12 protein-coding genes and 1 pseudogene are annotated in these 13,387 nt (G+C 45.0%); 6 read left to right on the top strand and 7 right to left on the bottom strand.

What is annotated here, in order from left to right; genetic code table 11:
• Positions 1-212: pseudogene (locus SU32_RS16755) on the top strand (UDP-glucose 4-epimerase); the annotation flags it as partial.
• Positions 213-498: 286 nt separating this feature from the next.
• On the opposite strand, the gene SU32_RS16750 reads toward SU32_RS16755, so the two are convergent.
• The 4 genes from SU32_RS16750 to SU32_RS16735 form a co-directional block, all read right to left on the bottom strand.
• Positions 499-1,032 carry a sugar transferase gene (locus tag SU32_RS16750; protein WP_201454989.1) on the bottom strand — a complete coding sequence of 178 codons (534 nt, stop codon included), beginning with the start codon at positions 1,030-1,032 and terminating at the stop codon, positions 499-501.
• A complete protein-coding gene (locus SU32_RS16745; protein WP_082376863.1) occupies positions 1,025-2,266 on the bottom strand; it encodes an O-antigen ligase family protein in 1,242 nt (413 codons plus the stop codon). The genes SU32_RS16750 and SU32_RS16745 overlap by 8 nt, the downstream gene beginning before the upstream one ends.
• A 422-nt stretch (positions 2,267-2,688) precedes the next feature.
• Positions 2,689-4,182: a recombinase family protein gene (locus SU32_RS16740; RefSeq protein ID WP_054000527.1), complete on the bottom strand. Its 1,494-nt coding sequence runs from the start codon at positions 4,180-4,182 to the stop codon at positions 2,689-2,691.
• Complete coding sequence (locus SU32_RS16735; RefSeq protein ID WP_054000526.1) at positions 4,179-4,559, bottom strand: DUF2924 domain-containing protein; 381 nt, start codon at positions 4,557-4,559, stop codon at positions 4,179-4,181. The genes SU32_RS16740 and SU32_RS16735 overlap by 4 nt, the downstream gene beginning before the upstream one ends.
• 302 nt (positions 4,560-4,861) lie before the next feature.
• On the opposite strand from SU32_RS16735, the gene SU32_RS16730 reads away from it, so the two are divergent.
• Complete coding sequence (locus SU32_RS16730) at positions 4,862-5,074, top strand: hypothetical protein (protein ID WP_054000525.1); 213 nt, start codon at positions 4,862-4,864, stop codon at positions 5,072-5,074.
• A gap of 12 nt (positions 5,075-5,086) precedes the next feature.
• On the opposite strand, the gene terL is transcribed toward SU32_RS16730, so the two are convergent.
• From terL to SU32_RS16715, 3 genes are read right to left on the bottom strand one after another with little or no spacing between them, the layout of a single operon-like run.
• Positions 5,087-6,571: a phage terminase large subunit gene (gene terL, locus SU32_RS16725; protein WP_054000524.1), complete on the bottom strand. Its 1,485-nt coding sequence runs from the start codon at positions 6,569-6,571 to the stop codon at positions 5,087-5,089.
• Between the two features lie 57 nt (positions 6,572-6,628).
• Positions 6,629-7,255: a DUF5681 domain-containing protein gene (locus tag SU32_RS16720; protein ID WP_054000523.1), complete on the bottom strand. Its 627-nt coding sequence runs from the start codon at positions 7,253-7,255 to the stop codon at positions 6,629-6,631.
• A gap of 54 nt (positions 7,256-7,309) precedes the next feature.
• Complete coding sequence (locus SU32_RS16715) at positions 7,310-8,734, bottom strand: site-specific DNA-methyltransferase (RefSeq protein ID WP_054000522.1); 1,425 nt, start codon at positions 8,732-8,734, stop codon at positions 7,310-7,312.
• 733 nt (positions 8,735-9,467) lie between these two features.
• Between SU32_RS16715 and cysQ the strand changes: the two genes are divergently transcribed.
• The 4 genes from cysQ to SU32_RS16690 all read left to right on the top strand — a co-directional run.
• Complete coding sequence (cysQ, locus tag SU32_RS16705) at positions 9,468-10,241, top strand: 3'(2'),5'-bisphosphate nucleotidase CysQ (RefSeq protein ID WP_211097803.1); 774 nt, start codon at positions 9,468-9,470, stop codon at positions 10,239-10,241.
• A 40-nt stretch (positions 10,242-10,281) separates the two neighbouring features.
• Positions 10,282-11,184: a sulfate adenylyltransferase subunit CysD gene (gene cysD / locus SU32_RS16700; protein WP_054000520.1), complete on the top strand. Its 903-nt coding sequence runs from the start codon at positions 10,282-10,284 to the stop codon at positions 11,182-11,184.
• Positions 11,184-13,103, top strand: a complete 1,920-nt coding sequence (cysN, locus tag SU32_RS16695) for a sulfate adenylyltransferase subunit CysN (protein WP_054000519.1) — start codon at positions 11,184-11,186, stop codon at positions 13,101-13,103. The genes cysD and cysN overlap by 1 nt, the downstream gene beginning before the upstream one ends.
• The coding region (locus SU32_RS16690; RefSeq protein ID WP_144421189.1) for a GDP-mannose 4,6-dehydratase at positions 13,096-13,387 on the top strand (292 nt) is incomplete at its 3' end. The genes cysN and SU32_RS16690, both read left to right, overlap by 8 nt.

The raw sequence follows: 13,387 nt of genomic DNA, 5'->3' as shown, positions 1-13,387 counted from the left end.
TTCTTGAGATGGTGAGCGCGTTTGAAAGTGCAAGCGGTCAAAAAGTGCCTTATGAAATTACGGCGCGCCGACTGGGCGATATTGCGTCATGTTATGCCGATGCGTCAAAAGCCGAGGCGCTCATCAACTGGAAAGCAAGCAAAACGCTTGAGGACATGTGCATTGATACCTGGCGATGGCAGTCGCAAAATCCGAACGGCTACAGAACCTAAGGCGCGTTTACGTTGAACAATAAAATCAAAAAGCAATATTGCTTTTTTCTTGATCAGCGTGAAAAAAGGCGCATTGTTTTCATCGCTCAGCCATGACCGTCATCACATCGCCGAATGGAAGGCGGACTTACAACCATAACTAACAAAACTCATTATTGAGCAATCTCACGCGCAAGAATACGCGACGAAAATGAGAATGCAAAAACAAGCTGCATAAGATCAAAAACAAACCAACGGACACCCCGATGAATTGGAGGGGAAATGGGTCAATAGCAGATCGTGACGTTCATCGTCGAATTAGTGTGTTAAAAATGATTTTGAAATCAAAAACTAAGGACTGCCGGCTTATATAGAATTGATCGATATCGGCCAACTTGCTGGGATCAATCATATCAACACCTCGAACCTGTGCTAATCCTGTAATTCCGGGACTAATAGAAAATACCTGTCGTTTGTCACGCTCGCAAATAAGCTCATCTTGATTTGGTAGGCAAGGGCGTGGACCAACCAGACTCATGTCGCCCACCAGCACATTCCATAATTGTGGTATTTCATCAATTTTATAGCGGCGTAGGGTATGACCGATCGGTGTGATTACGTTCTCACTAATTTCGTGAGTTGCAACGTTAGGCGCTCCAATTTTCATCGTCCTAAACTTGTGACATTTAAACAATTTTTTATTCCGTCCGACTCGGAGCTGTGAAAAAATAACGGGGTGACCGCTCGATAAGAACAGAATAAAGTATAACAATACTAATATAGGCGAAAGCAAGGTTAGTCCTATAAGAGCACAGACGCAATCAAAGAGGCGTTTAGCCATTTTTATTCTCATTTTCCTCTCGTGGCCCGAAAATGATTGCCACCAAAACACATATTGAATGGATAAAAAGCGTGTCGTGAATATCGTGGCCGAATAGGGAATTGATTAATCCCTGCATAAGGAAAGCGCTGAACATAAAGGTCCACACGCACAACGCAAACCGGCGCGTATCATCGATGATTTGCGTAAGAAAAACGCGGACAACATAAATTATAGGCACAAAGACAAGCAGGCTTACAGCGAAGAGTTCGATTATGCCACCTTGCATCAATGCTGTCACTGCGAAATTATGAAAGTGTGAATAGGCGATTCCACGCCCCATCAAATTGAGCGAACAGGTTTTCATAAAGCTCATCGAGTCCTGCAGGCCTAACCCCAGAAGCCAGTTTTGGGGAAGGGTTTCAGCGGCGCATGTCCACATAGCGATTCGGTGACCTAGCGATGTCGAAGCGTTAGGCGCAAACCCACTGGCCTGAATATTTTGATAGAGCTGAACAAATCGGTCAGAGAAGAAAAACAGAGTAATAAAAATGGCGATCGTTGCGCCAACGAGGAAAAGCACTATTTTGTAGCGTGACTTATCACCAAACAGAGATTTTCGGTAGACTATAGCAAACACCAAGGGCGCAAGGAATAGTATCGGTAGAAATAGTCGCATACCGGATGCCATTATGCCGGCAAGAGCTAAAACGCCAGATAACAAGAATAGATTACGCTTCGAATTAGATTCTTCAAAAAACGCAGCAAAATTAACGCTGGCCACAAAAACACAAGTAGTCGCAAAAGGTCCAGGATTGCCTGATCCGCCACTTGCGCGTCCGCCACCATTGTAAAAGTTGACAAGCAGCCATGCTCCTATCGCAATTCCCGCTAGAAGGCAGCCTTTTTTGAGCGCGCGCGCTAGTTCAAAACCATCTGTTAATGAGAGCTGCATCAGAACCGGCAAGAAAAACAAAAACGGCAGGCGCTCTACTAGCAACTTGGCATCACCCGTATTGCGCATCACGATAAGAGCGCCGGATACATAGTATAAAAGCCCTAGTACTGAGATAATTTTATAGGCGGGAGGAACCTGTATTAAATTTAAATTGTAGGGAAGTCGAGCTAAAGTATAAAGGCAAGCGCCGATAACAATAACTGAATACGCGCTGCCAACTACGCCCAATACCGCATACATTATGATCAGTGCGATTACATTGACTTTACTCTGCGAGACCGGGGGTAAAAAATTCATAATCTCGCCTAGTGCTTTGGGCCGCCCGAATGGTCTGTCGCATTGAAATCGCGACAACAGAAGAAAGGGCTATTTGCCATAAATGTTCTTATATTTCAAATTCTAATGCCAACAGTATAAGGTGTATGCACCAACTAGGATAGGCCTATGCGGTAAGCTACCTTGAACTGGAGGCATTGTGCGCAATTCATAAGAATTGTTTCGTTGGAGTTCCAAGCTGTTCGTCGCGGTACTGAGATATTTTATTTTGTTGGACTATCCTCGTTGGAATGGGGGCGGTATTCGTCAAAGTGGGTACGCCCATTGACCTGCCAACGCCTGATGAAACCATCATGCAGAATATCGAGCTGGCGTTAATACCAATTAAATTAGCTTAGAAAAAAATAGCTAAGAAAATTCAATCCACAATAGGATTTCGCTGGCTAACCTACCTCCAACGCCTCACTAATTTTTCTGCTTACAGTCGATTTCGCGACACCATACTCTTGAGCAATTTCATGCATGCTTGCATGTGAAGAAGCGAGCATAGATAACCATTTTCGTCCTAAATCTCTTTCATCTAGCACTGAGTTGCTGTTTGAGCGAATGATCGAGCGGGTGGATCGCGCGTTCTGAGATAATGTTACGGTTTCTACTTGGGTTCTAAGTACGCAGCTTCCTTTTGTTTGTAGAAAGCTCTCGTCCAATCTCCTCAATAACTTTCCAGCGTCATATTGAATTGCAATAGACGCTGGTTTTAAGGTCAGTCGTTCAACCGAATTCAGGCACACTGACAGCCAAGCTGCCGCATTGTCCACTCGCGCAATTTCATTGAGCTTATCGGCTTGCTCCGCCGAGAGGTTTAACACTTCGACGAGCGCAATCTTTCGCTCAATGTGGGAAATATGATTTCTGATTGCGTTTGCGACTAGGTCATGTAAGCGTTTTTCACCTATTCGATAGTTTGCTTTGACATTCTCCCCACGAGTGGACATCGAACAAACATAATAGCTGTAACGTTGTCCATTTCTATGTTTGGTGTGGCTGCGCGTGATTTTCTCGCCATTATTGCCAGTGATTTTGCCAAGCAAATGCGACGCTGCCTTGCCGCCCACTTTTCGTTGATGGGATTGTTTTGAAAGCTCACGCTGCGCGCAAACCCATATCCTTTCTTCAATTAATGCTGAGTGTTTTCCTCTCACGAGTGAATCGCCACAGCGTATCTTTCCGGCGTAGATGGGGTTCTTCAAAATAGAGTAGAGGGCGCCGCGCGATGGCACATTCGAGATTTTAAGGTAGCTGCTTTGGTCTGCTAACAAACCAGCCTTCCATTTCCGTCGAAGTGCTGAAACAGATTTGTCTTTAATGTAGGTTGCAAAAAGCACTTTAATTGCTGGGGCAGTGTCTTGATCGATTAACAACTCACCATTTTGCGCTCGATAGCCCAGTGGAACACGTCCTCCGGTCCAGCGCCCTTTACGACGGGATGCCCTTATTTTGTCTTTCATGCGGTCACTAGCGATCTCTCGTTCAAATTGTGCAAATGAGAGAAGCATATTTAGGCTTAGCCGACCTACTGAGGAAGAAGTATCGAGGTGTTGCGTTACGCAAACGAAATGGACGCCTTTGCTTTCAAATATTTCTGCAAGACGGCAAAAGTCACTCAAAGATCGGGTTAACCGGTCAATCTTATGAATAACAATCATTTGGATGTTGCCGTTTTCAACTTCTTTCAATAGTCGTTTGAGGGCAGGGCGATCCAGAGAACTCCCTGATCTGGCTGAGTCTTCGAAATGTGCATCATCGTAAATCCAGCCTGCTTGCTTTTGCGATTTAATATATGCCAAGCATGCGTCGAATTGTGCATGAAGAGAGTTGTAAGCTAAGTCCAACCCTTCCTCGGTCGATTTGCGAGTGTAGATTGCGCAGTTGATCATCTTTTTACCCCAAAAAATCTTGGGCCTGATTGATGAGCTCCGGTTATGCGTCTTGCAACTGCTGTTAAGCTTGTGAACTGGCGGCCATTGTAAACAAATTCGCCTGGCCCGATCTTGCGAACAATATGGGTGCGTCCTTTATGCTCGCGAATATACGTATCTCCATTGGTTTCTGTGCTTGTATCAATCTGGACTATCATCCCTGATCTGTAAAAGAATGCTTCTGATGATGGCGTGCCGCGTGCGACACATGCCTTGTGCCAAACGAGAAGTTTTTTTAGTAGCTCTGTGCGAAAGTTCTTCGGAGCGGCAAAACCAGTCAAATCCCGATATTCGATACGCAGTAAATCCAGTTTATTAGATTTTAATTTACTCATACTCGTTGCTCTTCTTGAGATACCATTTACAAATTCAAATGTGACTTGATCCTAGCAGTCATGAATCCGAAACGTGTCGGCATTATAATGGATTGATTGGTCAATTCTTTGGTTTGGACTGAAGGCGTTTCAGTGTCACACTCATTATTATAACGTGTTGTGAGATGTATTTGATTTTCAGAGCGCGAAGTAAATATGTTGGTTTCGTTGGTGCCTTTTTGATTCCTAAAAGCTTGATATTGCATCGTTTTTAACTCCTAAGCTGATGCTTTCACTGATGCTCTGATCGCTGTGGAAGTCAAATGTTTGTAAAGAAAAGAACAGAAATGTGCGTAGATGATCGGCTTGAAAAAATATCTTTCACAAAAAGCGATCACATCTTTGGCCGTGGACAGAGTATCGTTGAATTGTCCCTTAAGGTCGCAGTTAGAGATTGGCTAGAAAAATCACTTCAAAAAGCTATGTTGCTGCTGCGCAAATCAACAACCGAAATGTTTGTCGAAGGTGGAGTTTGATAGCGGAATTAGTCACCGTCGATTTACGAATTGTCTGCGTTCACGGATTGGCCGGCCACGATGACCACTGAACCGGTGTTGGTTCCTACTATTCCGCATGTAGTTCAAGAATAACGTTACACTATCGACCTGATCATCGTACCGGGTATTGGGAAAACTTAATAGCTCGTGAATAAGGGTAGACTTCCAGTCTGCTTCATCCGGCAGAAATACGCGACCTTCCTCAATTAAAGCACTACAGGCAGCTAAGCGATCCTCTTTGCTTCCCCTCGGTGTGATTGCTCGATATTGACTTTCGCCAATGCGCCGAAGATCTGCATATAGATTGCGACCGCTATCTGCCTTTTCCAACAAAGTTACGTTGACGTTCCACAATCTTTGAGTTTCCGTGATCCTGGCTTTTATACCCGGATATGTTGCTTTGAGCCGGTAAAGGTCCAAAAGATAATAATATTTATCTTTAATGCCCCAGATCGTTCCGACTGTGTAATCGTTGTTGGCGCCTGAGGCTGAAGCTGTATCCCAGCTCGCAACCACAGCATCAAAGTGTTCTCGCTTTTCGCAGGATGTGTATGATTTAAACCAATTCAGTTGTACTAGATTCCCGTCATGAGAGATTGGTTCTTGCTGGTACTGAGCTTCAAAATTAAGTGATCCAATTTCCTGACGGGTTCGTTGAACAGTTTCCAAGTTTTCCCGCTTGTGGCTAATCACGCTCCCAACCTTGCGATTAAAGGTGCAAAAATTTCCACGGTTTAATATTGGGTAGGACTGATCTTCTGTGGCGATTGCAGGAACTTTAAGAATTGTCCATTTGTGGGTAGTGTCATCGGTCAGATAGCCAGTCACATCATCTTCATGGAGACGTTGCATGGCAAGGATAATACTGCCCTTTTGCTTGTCGTCCAAACGCGTGAATAATGTCGATTGAAACCATTCATTCGCACGATTTCTTTCCGCTGTTGATTGGATCTCTGCGGCTTTAATGGGATCGTCCACGATGATAAAATCCGCGCCTCTTCCCGTTAGGGTTCCATTTACGGATGTCATATTAACACCGCCATGCTTGGAAGTCGTGAATTCTGCCTCGGTATTTTTACGCAGCTCAGTGTTTGGAAATACTTGGCGGTACCAATTGCTTTCCATTACCGACCGTAGATCTCGCATCATTTTTTTACCAAGATCGTATGAGTAGGTCGCCAAGATGAAAGTTTTGGACGGATTATTTCCCAATACGAATGCGGGAAATGCGACTGAAGCGCATATTGATTTTAAATGACGTGGAGGCACGTTAATTATCAGGCGTCGTTGTTTGCCCAAATACACTTCGTTCAGATGCCATGCCATAGTCCCAATCAACCAATTTCTCTCAAGCGGGGTGCTTTGCTTAAGCTGCTGAAATGTTTTCATGACAAAAAAGTCAAATTGGGTAGATAGAAGATGATTGAAAGCAGGTCTTTGCTTTAACAGTTGCTCGATAGTTTGATCGGATCCCATATTTCGTAGCTCCTAATTTAACTAGGGTTTGAAATAGCTTGATAAAAACCGCTTGATTTATTTGTCGCTACCGGCTTCTTCATTGTCGTTAAAAGAAGTAATCTCGGCTAAATACTCATCGATAAGTGCTTTGTCTGCTGGGCTGATCTCAGCGACATTTTTCTCATCTCCCGGTTCATCGAGATATTTGTCAAACAACTCCAAAATCTGCTTCGTAGAGGTTTTGTCACCATCTAATGCACGTTGCAGAACGGTCTGCAAAACTACTCTGGTCATAGGAACTTTGGATGTTTTTCCATTGGTTCTAACTGTAGCCATTTTTCTGCCAATCTCTTGAACCTCAGTGCGAAAAAGAGTTTTCCCTTTGGGCCTGCCTTTTGGATTTCCAGATTGCCCCTTCTTAAACTGCGAGTGAGTAGGCGGTTTTCCATATCCTATTTTATACTCGGTCTCTCCCACCTCTTTTAAATTTCGCGAAACGGATGCTGAGCCGCGATCGATTGATCGCTCGTTTTCAACAGTTTTGACTTCTTTCAGATTAGTAGTTGATTTTGGGGGAGGGCGCCGCTTCACTTTCCTGGCTGTTCTCCCTGCCGGCGGTGGGCGACGACGCGCACGCCGTTGGTGATCGATATCATTTTTGCCAGTGCTTTCTTCACTCGTTTTTTTCTTAGTACTTGCCATTGGTACTTTCCATTTTGTTTGAGTTGAATTCCAGTTAAGGCGATGGTCAAATTTTTAGTTGCTCCATGGAGGGCGGCGTCTCGCACGCACTTTTCGTGAGACTTTGTTTGCATCTTGATTTGTTGGGGCGCGTTGTTCAGACATTTGTGACCAAGTAAGTCCAGTTTCTGCGTGGATAGCTTCTATTGCGAAAAGCTCATGGAAGCGTTTGATAATTGTATCGACATATATTGGGTCCAATTCGATCAAACGTGCTTTCCGACCACACTTTTGAGCTGCAACAATTGTCGTACCTGAGCCGCCAAACGGATCAAAAATTATGTCACCTCGCTGAGAAGCATCTTTTATAATATCTGTTATCATTGCGACCGGTTTAACAGTTGGATGGACATTCAGCGCTTCATCGCGGTTGCTTCCAAAGCTATTGAACCCTGGATAGTCCCACACATTGGTTCTGTAGCGACCGGTTGCGCCCAATTTGATGTTATTGATATGAGCAACTGATCCCACTTTGAAAATCGCGCATAATTCATGCTGGCTGCGATAAAATGAGCCCATGCCACCGTTGGTTTTATTCCAGACTGCCAAATTGATCAGCTCTAAATCTAATTGGCGTCCACATCGCAGGAGCGTCTCAATACTTCTCCAGTCCATGAAGCTATACGCCATAGCCCCATCGCGCGAGAATTCACGTATCTGTTTCAAGCTGTTGCTGAGCAATTGCTGAAAATCTTCGTCGGTCATTTCTCCAGAAGCTTTTACAAACTCGCGATGCTTCGTTGCAGATTTGGAACGAACATGACCGTTGATCGGCACATTGTAAGGCGGGTCAGTAACAGTTAAATCTATTGTTTGGCCTGCTAGTAAACTGCGAATAGCAGATTGGTCCGTCGCATCTGCGCACATCAACATGTGCTCGCCAAGCTGCCAAAGATCACCTTGCAGTGAAACACCTTGCTTTGGAGCTTCGACCACCTCATCCGATTTGTCGATATGTTCTTCGTCTAGATCGATCTCGAAAATCTTGTCGATTTGAGCTGTTTCGAAGCCAGTGATTTCTAATTCAAATGCATCATCAAACGTAAGGATCTCATCAAAGGCCATTTTCAGAGCACCTTCATCCCAACTAGAAAGTTCGACAAGCTTGTTGTCGGCAATTTGAAATGCTTTTGCTTGCGCCTGATTGAGGTGTTTCGCTTTGATAACTGGCACCTTCGGCATAGCCAAAGTCTTAGATAGAGCTAGGCGAGCCTCGCCCGCTATTACGCGATTATCGCGATCGACAATGAGAGGAACTACAAAGCCAAATTCTAGCAAGTTAGCTTCGAGTTTGTTTAGCTTTGCCGTTGAATGGTGCCGCAATGGTCTGTTGCTGGAGACCAGTTTATGCGGGTCGATATACTCAATATTGTCTGCAATGAATGGTAGCTGGTTAACCTCCCGTGCCAGCTCACTACGGTCATTCAAAAATCTTGACATCACAGTGCTCCCTTCTATTCCGAATTACCAAAATGGCAATTTATCTGAAGTAATTTTCTAGAGATAAAATTTTATTGTCTAGGAGTTTCTTAAAAATTTATTTTATCAAGTTTTATAAAATAAAAATATGCTTATTAACAGAGCGCAAAACTTTTGTCGCAATTACCTTGGCACCGGACAAAACTTTCGTCACCCCAGCACAAGCACCGGACAAAACTTTTGTCATTAATTTTATACTTAAAAATAAAGGTGATTATATTTACGGTTGATTGGTGCTAGTGACGAAAATTTGAAATTAAATCAAACGACTGCAATCGAGTGGAAAGTCACTGATAACTTTGATAAATTCGCAGTATAATTTGTAAATTTCCCTGTTTTCTAAACTAGGGAAATTGATCATAAGTAATTGAAATTAGGCGATATTTCATTCTTAACCAATCAGGATTCCCTGTTGTTAACTAGAAATACCCTGCTAAGCACCCTTTTTCAGGGAAATTTTTGCTTGAGATCGGTTAGCTTTAGACTGAAAGCCCAGCCAAATTAATTTCTCTCCACTTTATCTCCAGTAGAAAAAACATATGGTCTCAGAAGAGACTTTAGAAAATTGCGTTTTCATTTTTTTGACGCTGTAGACCTGGTAAAACAATTGCGATATCCGGCGGCTTCTATGTGAAGAAAACAGCCGACATTTGCTGCGTGCTATACTGGGATTTATAAAGATGCGAGATATTGCATGATGCGCTTGAAAGACCTCATAGGTGCCGTCAGAGATGCCGGCCAAAAGGCTATGGACATCTATGCTAGAGACGTCGAAGTTGTCTTAAAGCTCGATTCCTCTCCAGTAACTGAAGCCGACTTGGCTGTAGATGAAATTCTAACAAAAGAACTTGCTAGGCTCTTTCCTGAATGCCCGATCGTCACAGAAGAGCAGGCCAGCACCCACAATGTGGACGTGAAAAATGGCCGCTTCTTTCTAGTTGACCCCATCGACGGTACAAAAGAGTTCATCAATAAGACGGGCGAGTTCACAATCAATATTGGTTTGATCGAAAACAATGTGCCGATAGCGGGCATTGTATATGCGCCTGCACAAGGCAGATTGTTTATCGCTGAAACCGATGGTTCTTGTTACGAACTGGATGAAGATAATTTACGTACCAACTTGAAAGTGCGTAATTGCGGTGAAAACGCCATGATTGCGGTTGCCAGCAGGTCACATAATACGCCTGATACGCAAGCTTTTCTGGATGATAACGGAATATCAGACTGTGTAAGCGCTGGGTCTTCACTGAAATTCTGCGTATTGGCGGCAGGTGAGGCGGATATATATCCGCGGTTTGGACCGACCATGGAGTGGGACACCGCTGCCGGACATGCCATATTGTCTGCGGCAGGGGGACATGTTCTTAATATTGACGGCACGCCTTTTAGTTATGGAAAGCCGGAATTTCGAAATCCTAATTTCATTGCGTGCAGCCCGCAGGCTTCCAAGCGTTGCCTGTCTTAGCGTTCCAACACTCATTTATTTTTATCAACAGTAGGCCGATATGAAAACACTGACACACCTTCAGCGCTTGGAAGCTGAAAGCATCCATATCATGCGTGAGGTCGTAGCCGAGGTCGAAAACCCGGTTATGCTGTACTCCATCGGTAAAGACTCCGCTGTGATGCTACATTTGGCGTTGAAAGCATTCTATCCGTCGCGTCCGCCATTCCCGCTGCTTCATGTCGATACGACATGGAAATTCCAGGAAATGTACAAGTTCCGCGACAAGGTCGCTGAGAAGACCGGCATGAAGCTGTTAAAGCACACCAATCCTGATGGCTTGGCACAAGGGGTTGGTCCTTTTTCGCATGGTTCGGCCGTTCATACCGATATTATGAAAACGCAGGCGCTTAAACAGGCGCTCGATCATTATAAGTTCGATGCAGCTTTTGGCGGTGCGCGGCGCGATGAAGAAAAGTCCCGTGCGAAAGAACGGATCTTTTCATTCCGTACAGCGGATCATCGTTGGGATCCGAAAAACCAGCGCCCTGAATTATGGAAGATGTACAATGCGCGCAAAGCGCAAGGTGAATCGATCCGTGTGTTCCCATTGTCCAACTGGACTGAGCTGGATATCTGGCAATATATCCATCTGGAAAATATCGACATTGTACCGCTTTATTACTCAGCAAAACGTCCTGTGGTCGAGCGCGATGGAATGTTGATTATGGTCGATGACGACAGAATGCCGATTAACGACAATGAAGTTGTTGAGGAGAAAATGGTGCGCTTTAGAACGCTCGGCTGTTATCCTCTAACAGGAGCGGTAGAGAGCGAGGCTGCAACATTGCCTGAGATTATTCAGGAAATGTTGCTGACAACAACCTCCGAAAGACAAGGACGTGCGATCGATCACGATCAGTCCGCGTCAATGGAGAAGAAAAAGCAGGAGGGCTACTTCTAATGGCCCATCAATCAGACCTCATCGCTTCAGACATCCATGCATATCTGAAAAGTCATGAAGAAAAATCTTTATTGCGATTTATAACATGCGGCAGCGTGGATGATGGAAAATCCACACTTATTGGTCGGTTGCTTTATGAATCCAAAATGATTTTTGAAGACCAGCTTGCATCATTAGAAGCGGATTCAAAAAAGTCAGGCACACAGGGCGATCAAATTGACTTTGCGCTGCTTGTGGATGGCCTTGCTTCTGAACGTGAGCAGGGCATTACCATTGACGTTGCATACCGCTTTTTCTCAACTGAAAAACGCAAGTTCATTGTCGCCGATACACCGGGCCATGAGCAATATACCCGCAACATGGCAACGGGCGCGTCGACGGCCGATCTTGCGATCATTCTTATTGATGCCCGAAAAGGCATTCTAACCCAGACACGCCGCCATTCATTTATTGCCTCCAGTGTAGGCATTCGTAACGTGGTTCTTGCGGTCAATAAGATGGATTTGGTGGATTACGACCAACAGACATTCAATGACATTGATGTGGCTTACCGTGAGTTTGCCGAAACGTTGGATGCCGATTTCAACATCACGACGATACCAATGTCGGCGCTTGCCGGTGATAATGTTGTTGAGCGCGGTGAAAATCTGAGCTGGTATTCCGGTCCAACCCTAATGCAGCATCTTGAAGATGTAGCCATTGATGCTGTTGATCAGGCTTTGCCGTTCAGGTTACCTGTACAATGGGTAAACCGTCCGAATTTGGACTTCCGTGGTTTTGCCGGCCAGATTGCAGGCGGCACGATTAAAGCCGGTGATAGGATCAAGGTTTTGCCATCGGCCAAGGAAAGCACAGTCAAATCAATCGTCACTATGGATGGCGAACTGGAAGAAGCGGTTGCCGGTCAGTCCATCACATTGACGCTTAATGATGAGATCGACATTTCACGCGGTGATTTGATTTGTAAGGCAGGCGAACCTGCTGAAATAGGTAACCAGTTCGAAGCCAAGCTCATCTGGATGTCGGATGAAAAAATGTTCCCCGGCCGTACCTACATCATGAAGTGCGGCGCCACGAACGCGCAGGCAACACTGGCGACTCCTAAATATAAGATCGACGTCAACACGATGGCGCACGAGGCAACGCGAAATCTTGCACTCAATGAAATCGGCATCTGTAATATCTCGCTGGACCGGAATATTGCTTTTGATCCATATAGCGCGAACCGTGAAACGGGCGGGTTTATTCTGATTGACAAATTGTCCAATGCCACCGTCGGTATGGGCATGCTCAATTTCGCTCTTCGCCGCTCGTCCAATGTCCATTGGCAGGCAACAGAAGTGAACAAAGAAGCACGTGCTGGTCTAAAAGGCCAAAAGCCATGTGTATTGTGGTTCACTGGGCTTTCAGGTTCCGGCAAATCGACAATTGCGAATGTTCTTGAGAAAAAGCTGACTTCGGCCGGTTATCATACGATGCTGCTCGATGGCGATAATGTCCGCCATGGCTTGAACAAGGATCTCGGCTTTACAGACACAGACCGTGTTGAAAATATCCGTCGCGTCGCAGAAGTGTCTTCGCTCATGGTTGATGCCGGATTGATAACGCTTGTTTCATTCATCTCGCCATTTGTCGCCGAACGCCGCATGGCGCGTGATATGGTCAAGGATGGCGAATTTATTGAGGTATATGTCGACACGCCTCTGAGCGTGGCCGAAGAACGCGATGTAAAAGGGCTTTACAAGAAGGCACGTGCCGGTGAGATTAAAAACTTCACAGGTATTGATTCTGCTTATGAAGTGCCGGAGAACGCAGACATGACCGTAAATACAACCGAGTTGTCCGCTGAACAATCTGCCGATGCCATCATCGCAGATTTGGCAAAACGCGGTATTATTGCACCGCTTGAAGATGACTAAAAAAATCCTTGTAACAGGTGGTGCCGGCTATATTGGTTCACATACTTATGTGGAGCTTAAAGAGGCCGGTTACACACCTGTTATTCTGGATAATTTCTCCAACTCGTCCTCCGGAGTGCTTGACCGGTTAAATCAGCTTTTCCAGCAAGAACCTGTTTTTATCGAGGGTGATATACGTAACCCTGAACTTGTTCAAAAAACGCTTGAAGATCACGAATGTGAATCGGTCATTCACTTCGCCGGATATAAAGCCGTTGGCGAAAGCATGGCCGAGCCACTTAAAT

The sequence above is a fragment of the Ahrensia marina genome (genome assembly GCF_001293565.1).
Taxonomy (GTDB): Bacteria; Pseudomonadota; Alphaproteobacteria; order Rhizobiales; family Rhizobiaceae; genus Ahrensia; species Ahrensia marina.
Note: the sequence above shows the minus strand (reverse complement) of the source record. Positions and strands in the feature narration are given on the sequence as shown.